The organism is Streptomyces sp. YJ-C3, assembly GCF_053891275.1.
Window position 1 is genome coordinate 7,547,639 of record NZ_CM132685.1, and the last position, 16,259, is coordinate 7,563,897.

Here is a 16,259-nt window from a genome sequence, read left to right on the forward strand (position 1 = left end):
ACTGCCCGGTGCCGGCCCGTGCCTCTGAGACGCGCGTGCATCATCGCCATCCCTCCCCTGGCACGGGCACCCGTCTCCCCAACGCGCACCCCTGCGTGCACTTGTACGACTGAATGAGTTTTACAGGTAGTTGTACGGGCTCCAAGAGGCAGGGGCGAGTCGAGTGTTCTTCCAGACATGTCGGGCGTTCCCACGAGCGGCGGGGCACACGGCGAAAAGGCCGACGCCCCCGCACAGCGTGCTGCTGTGCGGGGGCGTCGGCCCTGCCCGGTCCGCCGGGCGGTGTCTCAGGCCTCGTCGGCCGCGGCCGAGACGGACGGCAGCGACTGCTGCTCGGCCGCCGCGGTCTTCTTCGCGGTCGTCTTCTTGGCGGTGGTCTTCGCCGCCTTCTTGGCCGTCGTCTTCTTCGCCGCGGTCGTCTTCTTGGCCGCGGTCTTCTTGGTGGCCGCCTTCTTCGCCGTCGCCTTCTTGGCCGTCTTACGGGCCGTCTTCTTGGCGGCGGGCGCCTCGGCGTCCTCCGGCTTCGGCTCCTCGGCCTCGGCCTCCGTGGCCGACGGGACGACCATCACGGCCGCCTCCTCGGACGCGGCGGGGGCGGTGGCCTTGCGGACGGCGCGGCGGCGCGGGCGGGCCGGGGCCGCGGTCGGCTCGGCCGCGGCCTCCTCCGGCTTCGGCGCCTCGGCCACGACGGGCTCCGGCTCCTCGGCCTTCACCGGCTCGGTGACGGTGACCGCGGCGTCCTCCGAGGAGGACGCCTTGGGCGAACCGGCCGGCGCGCTGGCCTTGCGGGTGGCCCGGCGACGCGTACGCGGCGCGGGAGCCTCCTCCTGCACGGGCTCGGCGGCCTTCGGCTCCTCGGCCGTCACGACCGGCTCGGGCTCGGGCGCCGGAGCCGGGGCCTCCGGGGCCACGGGCTCCTTCGGCGCACCGGCCGGGGCCGACGCGCGACGCGTGGCACGGCGGCGCGAGCGGCCGCCACGGCTCACCGCGGCCTCCGCCTCGGCGGCGCTGGAGTACAGCTCCTCGTCCGCGGCGAAGTCGGGCTCGGGCAGCGCGACCGGAGCGGCGGCCTCCGCGGCGACCTCGGCCTCGGTCTCGGTCTCGACCGGCTCCGTGGCCTGCGCGGCCTCGTGCTCGTGGTGGTCGTGACCGTGGTCCGCGCCGTTGCCGCCGCGGCCGCGCTTCTTGCGCTTGCCGCCGCCACCGCCGGAGGCGGGCTGCTCCATGTGGACGATGACGCCGCGGCCGTTGCAGTGCACGCAGGTCTCGGAGAAGGACTCCAGGAGACCCTGGCCGACGCGCTTACGGGTCATCTGGACCAGGCCCAGCGAGGTGACCTCGGCGACCTGGTGCTTGGTGCGGTCGCGGCCCAGGCATTCGAGCATCCGCCGCAGGACCAGGTCCCGGTTGGACTCCAGGACCATGTCGATGAAGTCGATGACGACGATGCCGCCCAGGTCGCGCAGCCGCAGCTGGCGCACGATCTCCTCGGCCGCCTCGAGGTTGTTCCTCGTGACGGTCTCTTCGAGGTTGCCGCCCTGACCGGTGAACTTACCGGTGTTGACGTCGATGACGATCATGGCCTCGGTCTTGTCGATCACGAGGGAGCCGCCGGACGGCAGCCACACCTTGCGGTCGAGCGCCTTGGCGAGCTGCTCGTCGATCCGGTACGTCGCGAAGACGTCGACCTCGGACGTCCACTTCGAGAGGCGGTCCGACAGGTCGGGCGCCACGTGGTTGACGTAGCCGTGGATCGTCTCCCACGCCTCGTCACCGCTGACGATGACCTTGGAGAAGTCCTCGTTGAAGATGTCGCGCACGACGCGGACGGTCATGTCCGGCTCGCCGTACAGCAGGCTCGGCGACGACGTCGAGATCTGCTTGGACTTCTTCTGGATGTCCTCCCACTGCGCCTGCAGACGCTCGACGTCGCGGCGCAGCTCGTCCTCGCTCGCGCCCTCGGCGGCGGTGCGCACGATGACGCCCGCGTCCTCGGGGACGATCTTCTTGAGGATGGTCTTCAGACGCGCGCGCTCGGTGTCCGGGAGCTTGCGGCTGATGCCGGTCATCGAGCCCTCGGGCACGTAGACCAGGTAGCGGCCGGGCAGCGAGATCTGGCTGGTGAGGCGGGCGCCCTTGTGGCCGATCGGGTCCTTGGTGACCTGCACCAGGACCGACTGGCCGGACTTGAGGGCGGTCTCGATGCGGCGCGGCCCGTTGGCCATGCCGAGCGCCTCGAAGTTGACCTCACCGGCGTAGAGCACCGCGTTGCGGCCCTTGCCGATGTCGATGAAGGCGGCCTCCATCGACGGCAGCACGTTCTGGACCTTGCCCAGGTAGACGTTGCCGACGTACGAGGTCGACTGCTCCTTGTTGACGTAGTGCTCGACGAGGATGTTGTCCTCGAGCACGCCGATCTGGGTGCGCTCGCCGTTCTGGCGGACGACCATCACCCGCTCGACGGCCTCGCGGCGCGCCAGGAACTCGGCCTCGGTGATGATCGGGACGCGACGGCGTCCCTGCTCACGGCCTTCGCGGCGGCGCTGCTTCTTGGCCTCCAGACGCGTGGAGCCCTTGATGGACTGCACCTCGTCCGAGGAGGTCGACTTCTCGGCGCCGCTGTCCTTCTTGCGGGGCTCGCGGACCTTGACGACCGTGCGCTCCGGGTCGTCGGAGGACGCGTCGCTGTCGGACGCCGAGTCACCGGCGCGGCGACGGCGGCGACGGCGACGGCGGCTGCTGCTCGACCCGGACGCGCTGTCGTCGCGCTCGTCGTGGTCGTCGGCGTCGTCGGTGTCGTCGGTGTCGTCGGCGCTCTGCTCGGCGTCGTCGTCGGACGCGCCCTGCTCGTTCTCGGTGTCGGAGTCCGCGTCGGCGGACTCGCCGCGGCGGCGGCGACGGCCACCGCGACGACGACGACGGGCCGGGCGGTCGCCGTTCTCGTCGTGGTCCTCGGCCGACTCGTCCTGGTCGGCGGACTCCTCGGCCTCGGCCTCTGCGGGCTCCTCGGCCTCGGGCGCGGCGGGCTGCTCGGCGACGGGCTGCTCGTCCGCGGCACGCCGGCGGCGGCGGTTGCGGCGCGGGGCCGTCTCCTCCTCGGCGACGGGGGCGGCGACCGGCTCGGCCTCGGCGGTCTTCTCCTCGGCGGCCTCGGCCGCGGCAGCGGCAGCGGCGCGCTCCGGCGTCTGGAACATCGGCTCGGTGAAGACGGGCGCCTGGAACACGGCGACGGACGGCCGCTTCGGACGGCCCGTCTCCTCCTCGTCCCGCTGGGCCTTCGACGTGCCCCGCTGAGCCGCCTTCGGCTCGGCGAAGCCGCCCGCGGCCTTGCGGGTGGCGCGGCGACGGCGGCGCGGAGCCGCGTCCTCGGCGTTGTCGGCGGCCGGGGTGTCCCCGGCCTGCTCCGGCTGCGCCTCGGCGGGCGCGGCGGCGGCCTCGGCCTCCTGCGGCTCCGGGGCGGCGACGGCGCGGGTGGCGCGACGGCGGTTGCGGCGCGGGGCGGCCTCCTCGGCCGGCTCCTCGACCGCGGCGGGCTCCTGCGGCGCGGCGGCGGCCTGCGGCTCCTCGGCCGGGGCGGCCTCGGCGGTGGCGGGCGCGGCGGCGGTACGGGTGGCGCGGCGACGGCGGCGCGGCGCGGGCGCGTCGGCGGCGGCCTCCGGCTCGGCGGCGGCGACCGGCTCGGCGATCGACTCGGGCTCGGCGACCGGCTCGGTGACCTGCTCGGGCTGCTCCGCGACGGGCGCGGACACGGCGCGGGTGGCGCGGCGGCGGGCGCGGCGCGGGGCCGCGTCCTCGGTCGGCGTCTCGGCGGCGGGCGCGGCCGGCTCCTCGACGGGAGCGGCGGTCTCGGCCACGGGCTGCGCGGACTCGTCCTGCGCGGGCGCACCGGCGGGCGCGGAGGCGCGACGGGTGGCGCGGCGGCGCGGGCGGCCGGCGGGCGCGGTGTCCTGCGCCGGGGCCTCGGCGGCCGGGGAAGTCTCAGGGGTGGAGGCCTCGTCTGCGGCGTCGAGCTCGGGCTCGGCGTCCGCGGCGGCGGCCGGTATGGCCGGCGCGGTGTCCGCGGCGGCCTGGCCCGCGGGCGGTCCCGCGGGGCGCGACGCGGCCCGGCGCCGGCGGCGCGGGGGCAGGGTGTCGCTGGGGGTGTCGCCCACGGCGGAAGCGGTGGGTTCGTTCGGCTCGGTCGGCTCGGGCATGCGGGTGGATCTCCCGTCGGGCCCCCGGGCGCCGCGCCTGATCCGGTGACCGGTGACGCTGCGGCTCGCGCGTCTCGCGCGGTGCCGCCGGTCCGGGGCGCGGGCGCCGCACGGGGGCTTCTCTGTCTGTTCTCGCCGGTTCCGGTACGCGATGTACGTACGGCCTGGCGAAAGTCCTTGGGTGGGTGCACTGCCCGACCCAGGTGGCTCCCGAGTACAAGGGCGGCGCTACGACGACCGCCTTACGCGGAACCTTCCACGGCAGACGCCTTCGCGGCGGCAGAATCCGCGGCCTCCGTTTGGGGGGCGGCCTGGACTGCCTCGCGGTCGGGCGCGAGCGGGTCGGTCACCGTGCCGGTCTCTTCATCGAAAGGCCCCTGCGCCAGCCTGGTCACCGCTGCGGGGACCGGCGGCGCCAGGTCGGCCACGGCGCGGAGACCGGACAGGACGTCGTCGGGTCGAACGGCAGGCGTCACGTGCCGAACAACCAGGCGCAGTATCGCACAGGCCTTGTCGCTGGGCCTATCAGCCGGTACATCCGTGGCTTCCAGGCTCGCGACGGCGGCGCGGGCGTCGAACGTACGGATCCCGTTCTTCGTCCTGCGCTGGACCTCGACGGTCTCGGCGCCGCGGAACGCCTCGGCGGCGCGCGCGGCCTCCTCGACCGTCACCCCGTCCAGCCGCAGCTCCCACACGGAGGCGGCGAGCCGGTCTGCCAGGCCCGAGGTGCGGGCCTCGACGGCGTCGACGATGTCGAGGCCGACGGGCATCGACTCGTCGAGCAGGTCCCTGAGCTTCTCGGGGTCGCGCGGTGCGGTGAGCGCGATCTCCAGGTACTCGGCCTCACTGCCCGTGCCGGTGGGTGCGGCATTGGCGTAGGACACCTTGGGGTGCGGCGTGAACCCCGCCGAGTACGCCATGGGCACCTCGGCGCGGCGCAGCGCACGCTCGAAGGCGCGCTGGAAGTCTCGGTGGCTGGTGAACCGGAGGCGGCCGCGCTTGGTGTAGCGCAGTCGGATGCGCTGCACCGCGGGTGCGGGCGGCGGGCCTACGGGCTGTCGCTTGCCCAGTGTCCTAGTCCTTCGTGAGAGCGGTCGTACTGCTACCTAGAGTACGTGGCCGCGCGCCGCTCGGTTCCCGCCGGTCCCTGACCTGGGGTTCAGGAGGGGGCGGAGTGCCGAAGAGCGCGCGGCGGATGTCGGCGCGGGCCTGCCGGACGCTCGCCCGGATCTCCTTGGCGAGCCGGGCCACGGGCCGCCACACCTGATCGCGCACCGCGTGTCCGACGGGGGTGAGCACACTGCGGTACGTCCAGCGCAGCGGGTCGACGACCAGCCACCGCAGCAGCCGCCCGAGGAACCGTCCGACGGCGAGCGACACATACCCCGCCACGCGCCAGGCATGTCCGAGGGCCGCGCCGATCTCCCGGGCGAGGACGGCGAGGGCCCGGCCGACGGGCACGAGCACCCAGCGCCACAGGGTCAGCGCGGGCACCACGAAGATCCACCGCACGAGTGTCGCGGCGCACCGTCCCAGGGCGAGCGCTGCCCACCGGAGCGCGTGCCCGACGGGGGTGAGCAGGTGCGTGTACGCCCAGGCGCAGGGCACGACGACGAGCATCCGCACGAGCCAGGCGAGCGCGAGCCCGACCGGCACCAGCCCGTACCGCCACAACGCGACCCACGGCCACACGAACAACGCCAGACCCAACCACCGCAGCCCGACCCCAACACCCCGGCCCAACCACGCCATCACCCGCCCCACCGGCGCCAGCACATACGCGTACAGCCACACCGCCGGCACCACGACCAACACCCGCACGAGCCAGGCGAGCGCGAGCCCGACCGGCACCAGCCCGTACCGCCACAACGCGACCCACGGCCACACGAACAACGCCAGACCCAACCACCGCAGCCCGACCCCAACACCCCGGCCCAACCACGCCATCGCCCGCCCCACCGGCGCCAGCACATACGCGTACAGCCACACCGCCGGCACCACGACCAGCACCCGGGCGAGGGGCACGAGCACCCGGTCGCGCAGGACGCGGCCGACGACGGCCAGCGCGTCCCACGCGAGGCGGACGGGCACCACGAGGACGAGCGCGAGGATCCGCACCGGCAGTCGGATCGCCACGACGAGACAGCCCTCGGGCTCGGGGCGCTTCTCCAGGTCCATGCATGTCAAGACGCCGGTCGCGGCGCCGTGGATCCGCTTCACGGGAACTTCCCGCACCGGACGCGGCTCGAGTTCGCCGCAGGAGAAGGGGAGTTGAGGCCGGTGCCGGGTCGCGGCCCGCGCGCACGTGGACGAAAACCGCCTCGTATAGGCACACTTTGCGCAGTAGACGGCCCACACAAGGGGGATTCCCGCATGATCACGCTCACGAAGGAAGACGGCCCGGCGGACCTGGACGGTGTGACGCACCTGTCGATAGGGGTGTCCTGGGACCCCACCTCCGGGAGCAGCGGCGGGGTGCTCGGCTCCCTGCGCCGCAAGCAGGGCACCGACCTCGACCTGATCGCCATCGCGATGGCGGGCGGGGACCCGGTGCGGCTCGCGGGCCTCGACTCCCTGGACCCGATGGGCAACGGCTCGCTGCAGCACAGCGGTGACAACCAGACCGGCAAGGGCGACGGCGACGACGAGACGGTCACCGTCGAGTTCTCGCGGATCCCGCAGAACATCACGTCGATCGTGTTCATCGCCGCCGCGTACAAGAAGGGCAGCTCGTTCCAGAAGGCCCGCAACATCAGCTTCAAGGTGTACGACGCCACGGGCGGCAGCAGCCAGCAGGTCGCCGACATCTGGCCGAGCCTGCTCAGCGCCGACAACGGCTGCGCAGTGGCGAAGGCCATGCGGGTCGGCGGCAGCTGGAAGCTGGAGGTCATCAACACGACGGGCAAGATCAAGCAGGGCGACGAGCACGCCCTGATGCGCTTCGCCGCCAGCAAGTAGTCCCGAGTACCGCGAAGGGGCGGCCGGTCTCTCGACCGGCCGCCCCTTCGTGTGCGTACGGGGTGCTACTTCACGACCGTCAGCGGCAGCAGCTTCTTGCCGGTCGGGCCGACCTGGATGGCCGTGTCCATCGCCGGGCAAAGTGAAACAACCTCACATCCATCGACTATTGTCGTGCCATGAAGACGTACGACATCGAGGCCGAGTGGTCGGTGGCAGACCTGGCCCTGTTGGAGGGCCTCAAGCGGGCAGAGGCGCTACTTCCCGAGGACGCGCCCCGTGCCTTGCTCTCCGTCCGCCTGTCCGTGCTCACGGACGACACCACGTCGCCTGTCCGGCAGGAACTCGACCTCCGGGTGCTGGCGAGAGAGAAGGGATACCGCGTCGTCGGTGTCGCCTCCGACCTCAACGTCTCGGCCACGAAGGTGCCGCCGTGGAAGCGCAAGGAACTCGGTGACTGGCTCAACAACCGTGTGCCCGAGTTCGACGCCCTGCTGTTCTGGAAGCTCGACCGCTTCATCCGCCGCATGTCGGATCTCTCGACCATGATCGAGTGGTGCGAGCGGTACGCGAAGAACCTTGTCTCGAAGAACGATGCGATCGACCTGACCACGACGGTGGGACGGATCATGGTCACGCTCATCGGCGGCATCGCCGAGATCGAGGCTGCCAACACAAGCACCCGGGTCTCCAGCCTCTGGGACTACGCGAAGACGCAGACGGACTGGCTCGTGGGTAAGCCCGCGTACGGATACGGGTCGGCGCAGAAAGACGGCAGGAGCGTCCTCGTGATCAACGCGAACGCCCATAAGGGTCTGCACTGGGCCCGGCGCATGGCGCTCCGGGGCGTCTCCGCCCGACGCATGGTCAGGTGTCTCATCCGTGCGGGACTCATGTCAGCGGGGCTCACACCGACAACGCTTCTGCGGCGTCTGCGCAACCCGGCGCTCATGGGCTACCGAGTGGAAGAGAACAAGCAGGGCGGGAAGAGGCGGAGCCGCGTCGTGCTCGGCAATGACGGCAAGCCGATCCGCATCGCTCCCGCGATCTTCACTGACGAGGAGTTCGAGACGCTCCAGGCGGCGCTCGACCGCCGGGGCAAGAACCAGCCCACCCGGCAGGCCGGCGGAGCGACTCAGTTCCTGGGTGTCCTGATCTGCACGGACTGCACCACCAACATGACCGCGCAGAAGACGAGTCACAAGGGCCGGGACTATGAGTACCTGCGCTGTGGCAAGTGCAAGAGCGGCGGGCTCGGTGCCCCCAACCCGCAGGGTGTGTACGAGGTTCTCGTGAACGATGTCCTGCGTGTGCTCGGCGACTTCCCCGTGCAGGTCCGGGAGTACGCACGAGGAGCAGAGGCGCGGGCCGAAGTGCAGCGCCTCGAAGAGGCCATCGCCTACTACATGACCGAGCTGGAGCCGGGCGGCCGGTACACGAAGACGCGATTCACGAAGGAACAGGCGGAGAAGACGCTCGACAAGCTCACGGACGAGCTGAACGCCATCGACCCCGAGACCACGCAGGACCGCTGGACGCTCGTACACAACGGGAAGACTTTCCAGGAGACATGGGAGACGGGCGGCATGGAAGCCATGGCCGAGGATCTGCGTCGGGTCGGTGTCACGTGCGAGGTGACGCGGACGAAGGTCAAGGGGGTGCGCGCCCCGTCCGTGCATCTGCGCCTGAAGATCCCCCGTGACGTGCGGGAGCGCCTCGTCATCAAGAGCGACGACTTCGCCGCCAAACTCTGACGGATCCGCGCCCGGTCCTGACTCGTCCATCGCGAAGTTCGGGGCCGGGGCCCGTTGGACACGTTTGACGGCCACGCCGCTGACCAGGTAGGAAGGCCTCCCTCGCTCTTCGAATGACGAGGACCGTAGCTCCCGTCGCTCGACGACGGTAGAGCTGGCCACCAGAGCCGGGGGCCGCCATCCCAGGGGGCTGGCAGGGGAGGCAGGAACACCCCGAGCGCGAACGGTACGCGCGACTTCCACTGAATCGCCGGGTGCGGCTTGTCGCCGCCATGGCCACCCACAGGAGGTTGCGGCCCTTGAACATCACGATCGAAATCGTCTGGACCTGCGAGATCTGCGCATCGCCGCTCGCTGAAGCCGGGACTCACGTCTGCGACACGGCCGAGCCCACCACCTGACCGCTCTGCTCACTCACGCCATGCCACCGGAGGGAGGCACATGTACCCGCCCTTCGGCGGGAGTTGGCGGCACTGCGGTGCCATGTGAAGTGCAGGAAGGGCGGTAGCGCTTTGGGAGCCATCAAGGACAAGGGGCGTCAGCTCCATCAGATCGAGCGCGTTCCCTACCAGGACGCGTTCCTCATCGGCGATCTGCTCACGACCCGGACCACGGTGCTGTCCGGGGAGCCGAAGGCCGGGAAGACGCTGCTCAGCGCGGGCATGGGGATAGCACTGCTCAACGGCGATTCGACGTTCCTCGGGCAGCCCGTGCTCCAGAAGCTGGATCACATCGTGTTCGGTGTGACGGACGATGGTGCTCCGGAGGAGTTGAAGGAGCGTCTGCACAGTGCCGTGCCTGACGACGCGGTCACCGTCTTCCCCGTCGAGGACCCTGGCGATCCCCGCTACTGGGCGGATATCGCTGCGGACCTTGCCGACATCAGGCCGGGTCTGTTCGTCCTGGACAACATCATCGGCGCGCTCGCCCCCGGTGAGGACATCGCCTCACCCGTGACTGCCCAGCGGATCATGCGCAGCCTGCGGCCGATCAGCGAAGCAGGCCTCCCCACGCTCCTGGTCACCCACACCCCGAAAGGGACGGCCGAGGGCATGAGCGTCTCCTCCTCTCCGATCGGAGGCCGGGCCATCGCTGCGGGTGCCCGCGGGCTGATCTCGCTACGGAACTCCGGCAAGCACGGACGACGCATCCAGACCGCGAGCAACCGCGCGAGCGAGGATCTCGACATGAAGGTCACCGTGCGCCGTGCCGGCGAGTCCAGCGAAGTCCCCGTCTGGGAGCGGGCGCAGCCACGCCTGAGCAGCATCAGTCTGCCGAAGGCGGCGGCATGGGACGAAGGCCTCATTGCCCGGATCATCAAGGAGCAGCCGGAAGAGACGACGTACGCGCCGCTGTCCAAGCGCTACGCGCCGGATGTCGCCAGGAGTCCCGAGACCGTACGCCAAAAGCTCCGCGACTCCATGGAGTATGTCGACGGGCGTTGGCGCAGAAAGCCGGTCGCGACGGTCTGAAGCATGGTGGTGGTGACATCGCCCCCTTATAGAACGTGTCACCACCACCAGTCACCTCGCTCCGCTCGGCAAGCCTCGCTCCTCCTTCTCCTTACGTAAGTACGTCAGTCCTCTGGCACTGGCGGCCTCCGGCCGACCAGCATGCAGACCGCTGGGGACTGCGAGGCCCGAAGCCTGTCAGCGGCGAAGAGGTATGCCACGAACCGCGGCCTTCGGCCGCACAGCGCGAAGACGCGTCGGCAGGTGGCCCCGAAGGGGCCCACAGGAGCAAGACCTAAAGAGGATGGGGCCGCATGGCGGCCACAGCGTGAAGCGCTCTGCGCGGGTGGCCCCTTCGGGGCCCGCAAGAGTGAGACGGCTTACGGCTTGTGGCCGCTGACGCGGCCCATCGAGCGAAGACCGGTCCTTGTTCACGGGCTGTTCCTGCACACCTCTTCGCCGGTGCCGCAAGCCGCGCATAGTGGCCTTGACCTGGAGTCCTTCGCCACTGCCAGGACTGTGCCGATGTGCTTGACGAGGTCTGTAACCGTGGCAGATTCCGAGCTGCTAAGACACGGCGGTCGGGCGCGCATGCTCAGGGGGTCATACCCCACCCCCTCGCCGTCACCGTGGTGGTGGGCTCGAACGCCCGCTTCCGGCCAGCTTGTTAGACCTGCGACATGCGGCCACTCTTGAGGCTGCGGATCGGCAAGATGGACCGCGTGTCTGTTCCCACGTCCTCCGTCTCTGAGCTGCTCAGCAGCGTTCTGCTCCTCTCCTGCATCGTCATCGTGTTGCTGGCCGTCTCGTACGTTCCCGTTCGCAGGTGGCTGCACCGCCGGGTCAGAGAGCCAATACGGCGCTGGCGACGCCGCGCCGAAGCTGCGGTACGGGTCAGGTACGAGGAACTCGTCAACAGGCTCATGGGCCGCACGATCAGCCAGGTCGCCCCGGCTCTGAACGAGGTTCTCTCGGAGACCGGCCTGAGAGCGAGGCCGCTGGTCGTGGAGGCCACTTTGAAGTGGTGGCGAGCAGCGCTGTGGGCGATCCCCGCCCGGGCCGTCAGCCTTGCGCTCCTGGCCTACGGCATGGCGCACGTCGAGGGGATCGTCGACTTCATCCAGAACCCTGAGAAGTACAGCAAGGGCTCGCCAGGTGACACGAGCGGCGGCCCTGGTCGGCCCCGTGATCCGGTGAGCGGGCTCATCAGGGGCATGAAGGACGCCGTCTCGTGGATGGTGGACAAGCTGGTGGAGCTGCTCACGCTGCTCAAGAAGCTGTGGCCCCTTGAGCTGCCCTCCTGGGGAGTCGTCACCCCGCTGGTGTACGTCGCGATGACCCTCTCCCTGCTGGTCGCGCTGAAGGCGCTGTACCCGATCCTGATCGCTTTGACGAACGGAGCCCGGCGGACGGCGTCGCAGGAGGACACCGCACCACGTCGGCCCCGTTCCGGTCGCCATCCCGCCGCAGTCGACGACGAGCAGCGCTACCGGCCCGTCGTCGTGCTCCTGCTCACGTCGGCCGACTGCGCCCGCGCCTGGCAGGCCTGGGGAAACGGCTCCCCGTTGGACACCCCGAGGGTCTCGGTGCGCCGTGCCGAGCATGTCATCCGGAACGCATGGCGGACCCGCTGCGAATACGACTCGTGGTCCGCACGCAGGCGCCATCGTCACGCGCACAGGGTCCATGCGGCGAAGGTGATCGGGGCTCTGCGCGAGGTCGAACGGCGCCAGTACACAGAGCCGGACATCGGGCTCGTCTTCCAGGAGCTGGCCGACATGCTCTTCCAGGAGCTGGCCGACATGCTTCTGAGCATCGCGGAGCGGTACGCAGAGGGGCGCATAGGACAGCTTCTGGAGGACGTCGACGACGTCGAGGCCGTCACCGACTACGAGTGGCTCCGGCTGCTGGGGGCCGCCGCGTTCGGTGTCGCAGCCGTGGTCGCCGCATCGCTGGCCGACCTTCCAGAGGGAGCGACCGGCCTGGTGGCCGGTCTGGCGCTTCTCCTTGGCGGGTCCTGGCTGTTCCGGCACAGGCTGACGCACCCCATGGAGCTGATGGACGTTCTCCGGGGAGCCGACCGCAAGTAGCAGTCGTCTCACAAACCTTCGTTATCGGGACGTCCGCCCTACCGCCTGCGGCTGCCCGATTCACCCCACCCCGACCGTCTCGAAACCCGTCCCGAAAGATCGCTTCCGGCTCTGGATATCGGGATACCTTTATGAGACGGTCGGGCCATGCCGAAGAAGATCACCCCTGCCGAACGCGTTGAGCGCCACGACTGCCCCAAGTGCCAGGCCCCCGCCGGAAGCCCCTGCCGTACCGGCGCGGGCAAGGTCGCGGCGAACTACCACACGGGACGCTTCGCCCTGGTGCCCGCACTCAAGGCGGAGCTGACCATCAAGACCCCGTCCGACCGCAACCCCGGTAAGCCCTGGTCCGCCGGTCCCGCCCTGCCGGTCGCCGACGAGCCGACGCTGGGCGCAGCGATCCGCATCGGATACGCCCGGTGTTCCACGGTCGGGCAGGAACTCCAGTCCCAGTTGGATGCGCTGGCCGCAGCTCAGTGCACCCGCGTGTTCTCGGAGAAGATCAGCACTCGGGTGAAGAAGCGGCCGGAGCTGAACAGAGCGCTCACCCTCGCCCGGGAGATCAAGATGGCAGCGTCCGGCCAGCCGGTCATCCTGACCGTGGTCGAGATGAAGCGACTGGCCCGCAATGCAGCCGAGTTGATGACACTGTCCGCCACCCTCCAAGCGGACGGCATCCAGCTCGAACTCCTCTCTGGCCCCTTGCAGGGCGTCTACGACCCGAACGGCGCGGGCGCCATCGTGTTCGCCGTCCTGGCCGTCGCCGCCGAAGTCGAGCGAGAAGGCATCCGGGAGAAGACCTTGGAAGGACTGGACGCTGCGGCCCGCCAGGGCCGACACGGGGGCCGACCGACCGTGGTCGACGACGACAAACTGGCCGTAGCCCGCGCCCGGCACGCCAAGGGAGAGAGCGTCACGTCCATCGCCAAGACCCTGGGGATCGGCAGAGCCACCCTGTATCGGCACATCACTGACAACGGTTGAAGCCGCGCGCCACCCACTCCGCTGACATCCTGAAGCACGTCATCAAGATCTTGTCCGTACTCACTCACGCAAACCGCCCCACCCAACGGATCAACTCATCGCAACGGAAACGCAGTTGAGCCCTGTCGCCGGGGGCTCTTCTCGCATTCCCGGAGGTAGCTTCCCTACGCGGCGATCAAGTTGACTCGGGCCTTGGCCGACGCGCACATGGACCCGTAGGCGCGGGCCTACTTCCCGAGACGTTCCTCGTTCAGTTCCAGGCGCCCGTCACCCCCAAAGGCCGCGCGGCCGTGAACGCGGGGCGGCAATGGAACAAAGCTGCCGGTCCGCCGCTGGCAGCCCTGGCACCTGCGGGCCGAAGGAGTGCCGACGGCACCAAAGGACAGAAATGACACGCGGAAGGGCTCACCGGTCCCGAGAGATGTCGGTCCCCTCCGGCGCTCTATAGCATCGCGAATTCAAATTGACATTGATGAGCTGCTTGAGATTCCCCGACCTCTCTTTAGCCCACTCAATGGACACCACGTGATGCGTCTTCTTGTCCGTAGCAACGATCTCTGGATTTCGGGCGATCGACTCCGTCTCACCATCCTTCGTAATCTCCCATCCCTGCTTCGGGAGTTCCTCTCGCAGATTTTGCATGGCCTGCTCGAACGTCCCACTCTTGAGATCATAGATTGACCACGGATGATTGATTGAATAATACTTCTTCATGTCGGGATCGATCGACTCGCACAGATTCACGTCTGCGCTCGGCTCCGTAACCTTCCCCTTCACCTTCATGATATCCAGAAGTCGACTAGAGATATCGTTGGCCTTCTTTACGGCAGGCTCGATGGCCATCGTTTCGGGCTTGTACCCGAGCTTTTCTTCATCACTTTTCACTGATGAGCAACCCGTCAGTATGACCCCCACCATCAATACAGCAGAGGCCGCTCGCATCCATTGCAGAGTACGTTTCATTACTACGCTCTTCTTACTCAAGAGTCACGCTCTTGTAGTCGCCTACGATTACGCGGGCCTGGTTCTTCAACGCTTCCGAAGGTCTATTGTTTCCATCAACATCCCAATATGCGCCGTGATTTCCACCATCTGTTTTCATCACGTGCGAGCCAAAAGCGTCATCTGTGGGGATGACACCACCGCCGCCAAGCCCGACGGCCCTACCGCCACCCGTCACGAAGTCATCATTGCCGGTTCCTTGCATCGCCCACATATGATTCGGATCGATCCCCAAATCGGCTGAGCGAGCCGCCTGCATGCCGGGACTACCAGCGACCAGGACATCATCCGCGGCCAAAGGCCCATCCTTGAAGCTGCCAGACTTGGCCGCGTCGCCAATTACGGTTGACCCGTAGCTGTGGCCGATGACGGTGGAGTGCCCGAAGTCGTTTGGCCCCGAGGCCGTCTGGTGGGCAATCCGGTTACCTTCGAGGAATTCTCGTAGTGTCGGTCCACCTTTTTCCGCATACTGATCGTGTATGGCTTGCGGAATGGCATCGCCCTTGTCACCGGGGTAAGCGGAGCGCGGGGCATCGTAATCGAACCATGTGATGGTGGAAACGTCCTGCCCAGGAGCCATCGCAGAGCTGGTCGACCAGAGACGCTCACCTCGCACAATATCTTTGTCGATACCCCCCAAATTTGTCCCCGTACCCGGAACGTAAGTCGCGACGTGATCGGCAGTGTCAGGATTCCCATTGGCGAGAATTACCTTACCGTCCGCTTTCCCTACAGGGTCGAACCCGAGCAGGTACGCCTCCGGCATACCCCGATGCCCGGTCCTGTCAAAGCGATCCTGAATTGCCGTCATGCCGTCTAGTGCCGATTTCAACCGAGCCTTACGGTCGCCATACTTCTCGTTCCACGCCATCCACTCATCTGAGTGCACCCGCACTGGGCCACTCATGGTGGTGATGGTCGTGTACTTGTTGGCCGGCTCCGGCGGGATGGAGTCAAGATCCAGTTGGTACTTCGCGTGGGTCTCGGAGAGCACCGTGCGGTTGGCATCGTCTCGGGCCTCGGCGGGCAGGCCATCGAGGGCGCCAACAACGTCAGGATGCAGCGAGAGGTAAGCCTCGCGCTCCTCCTGGCTGAGGTCTTTCCACCACTGGGCGTTGTCCTCGGCGTCGCCGTCCTTCGGGGGATGCTTGATGCTGTCCATATAGTGATCTGCGGCCTTGGACACGCCTTTCATGTCCGAGTTGGCGTCTGCCCAGTCACGGTTGGAGACAGTCAGGTCATCATCGGCCTTCAATGCTCGGAGCTTCGGGGCCCACTTACTGTCGACCTCTGTCGCCTCCTGAAGGGCGCCAGCGATCCGGTCCGCGATCGCTTGGGCCTCGGCAGCATGGGAATTCGGGTTGAAGTTCGCCGCCTGGCGGCCCACCGCCTGGGCGGTCGGGTCGGTCGCCCCACTGACGGAACCGCCCTTGGGCGGTTCCTTTACGCCACCAGCCGCCGGGCTCTCGGGATATGCGACACTGCCGTCTGAGTTCACCGTGAACCCCTTGGCGTCTGCGTCGTCCAGCGCAGACAACAGATGCTTGCGGGCCGCGTCCATGTCGTAGGCAAAGCCGTTGAGGGCGACGCTCGCGAGGCTGCACTCGGTCTGCGTGTAGTGGAAGTTGGCGGAGAGCTTCTTCAACTCACCGACCGCCGCGGTGAGCGCCTCACCGTGCAAGGCCTTGTTCATGCCGGCGATGATGACGTTGTCGATCTCGTCCTTCGCCGTGCTGGCCATGTCGCTGGTCGCACGGTAGCCGTCAGCGGCCTGCTCGAACTCGGACGGCTTCAGATTCTTGAGGGTGGCGAGGTCCATGGTTGTCC

Annotated in this window: 10 protein-coding genes; 5 read left to right on the top strand and 5 right to left on the bottom strand. The window is 68.7% G+C overall.

Going from position 1 to position 16,259, the window contains the following annotated elements; genetic code table 11:
* Window positions 1–287 precede the first annotated feature (287 nt).
* The 3 genes from ACVHNB_RS34130 to ACVHNB_RS34140 all read right to left on the bottom strand — a co-directional run bounded on the left by ACVHNB_RS34130 (window position 288) and on the right by ACVHNB_RS34140 (window position 6,371).
* Window positions 288–4,193, bottom strand: a complete 3,906-nt coding sequence (locus ACVHNB_RS34130) for an Rne/Rng family ribonuclease (protein WP_456226650.1) — start codon at window positions 4,191–4,193, stop codon at window positions 288–290.
* A 242-nt stretch (window positions 4,194–4,435) separates the two neighbouring features.
* Entirely contained in the window at window positions 4,436–5,221 is a 786-nt protein-coding gene (locus ACVHNB_RS34135; RefSeq protein ID WP_428954717.1) for a TIGR03936 family radical SAM-associated protein, read from the bottom strand.
* A 46-nt stretch (window positions 5,222–5,267) separates the two neighbouring features.
* Complete coding sequence (locus ACVHNB_RS34140; RefSeq protein WP_456226651.1) at window positions 5,268–6,371, bottom strand: hypothetical protein; 1,104 nt, start codon at window positions 6,369–6,371, stop codon at window positions 5,268–5,270.
* Window positions 6,372–6,566: 195 nt separating this feature from the next.
* Here ACVHNB_RS34140 and ACVHNB_RS34145 point away from each other — a divergent pair, with 195 nt between their 5' ends.
* The 5 genes from ACVHNB_RS34145 (at window position 6,567) to ACVHNB_RS34165 (ending at window position 13,430) form a co-directional block, all read left to right on the top strand.
* Window positions 6,567–7,151, top strand: coding sequence for a TerD family protein (locus tag ACVHNB_RS34145; protein ID WP_428954715.1), 585 nt, complete (start codon window positions 6,567–6,569; stop codon window positions 7,149–7,151).
* 179 nt (window positions 7,152–7,330) lie between these two features.
* Window positions 7,331–8,905: a recombinase family protein gene (locus ACVHNB_RS34150; protein ID WP_456226652.1), complete on the top strand. Its 1,575-nt coding sequence runs from the start codon at window positions 7,331–7,333 to the stop codon at window positions 8,903–8,905.
* 512 nt (window positions 8,906–9,417) lie between these two features.
* On the top strand, window positions 9,418–10,377 hold the full coding sequence (locus tag ACVHNB_RS34155) for an AAA family ATPase (protein WP_456226653.1): 960 nt from the start codon (window positions 9,418–9,420) through the stop codon (window positions 10,375–10,377).
* Between the two features lie 701 nt (window positions 10,378–11,078).
* A complete protein-coding gene (locus tag ACVHNB_RS34160) occupies window positions 11,079–12,446 on the top strand; it encodes a hypothetical protein (RefSeq protein WP_456226654.1) in 1,368 nt (455 codons plus the stop codon).
* 147 nt (window positions 12,447–12,593) lie between these two features.
* Entirely contained in the window at window positions 12,594–13,430 is an 837-nt protein-coding gene (locus ACVHNB_RS34165) for a recombinase family protein (RefSeq protein WP_456226655.1), read from the top strand.
* 405 nt (window positions 13,431–13,835) lie between these two features.
* On the opposite strand, the gene ACVHNB_RS34170 is transcribed toward ACVHNB_RS34165, so the two are convergent.
* Together ACVHNB_RS34170 and ACVHNB_RS34175 are read right to left on the bottom strand one after the other, a co-directional pair.
* Window positions 13,836–14,393, bottom strand: coding sequence for a hypothetical protein (locus ACVHNB_RS34170; protein ID WP_456226656.1), 558 nt, complete (start codon window positions 14,391–14,393; stop codon window positions 13,836–13,838).
* 13 nt (window positions 14,394–14,406) lie between these two features.
* Window positions 14,407–16,251 carry an alpha/beta hydrolase gene (locus ACVHNB_RS34175; RefSeq protein WP_456226657.1) on the bottom strand — a complete coding sequence of 615 codons (1,845 nt, stop codon included), beginning with the start codon at window positions 16,249–16,251 and terminating at the stop codon, window positions 14,407–14,409.
* Window positions 16,252–16,259 lie beyond the last annotated feature (8 nt).

Excerpts from the sequence above, each read along its gene's own strand:
- ACVHNB_RS34175 (WP_456226657.1), bottom strand. The coding sequence starts at position 16,251 with ATGGACCTCGCCACCCTCAAGAATCTGAAGCCGTCCGAGTTCGAGCAG.
- ACVHNB_RS34130 (WP_456226650.1), bottom strand. The coding sequence starts at position 4,193 with ATGCCCGAGCCGACCGAGCCGAACGAACCCACCGCTTCCGCCGTGGGC.
- ACVHNB_RS34150 (WP_456226652.1), top strand. The coding sequence starts at position 7,331 with ATGAAGACGTACGACATCGAGGCCGAGTGGTCGGTGGCAGACCTGGCC.
- ACVHNB_RS34170 (WP_456226656.1), bottom strand. The coding sequence starts at position 14,393 with ATGAAACGTACTCTGCAATGGATGCGAGCGGCCTCTGCTGTATTGATG.
- ACVHNB_RS34140 (WP_456226651.1), bottom strand. The coding sequence starts at position 6,371 with ATGGACCTGGAGAAGCGCCCCGAGCCCGAGGGCTGTCTCGTCGTGGCG.
- ACVHNB_RS34165 (WP_456226655.1), top strand. The coding sequence starts at position 12,594 with ATGCCGAAGAAGATCACCCCTGCCGAACGCGTTGAGCGCCACGACTGC.
- ACVHNB_RS34145 (WP_428954715.1), top strand. The coding sequence starts at position 6,567 with ATGATCACGCTCACGAAGGAAGACGGCCCGGCGGACCTGGACGGTGTG.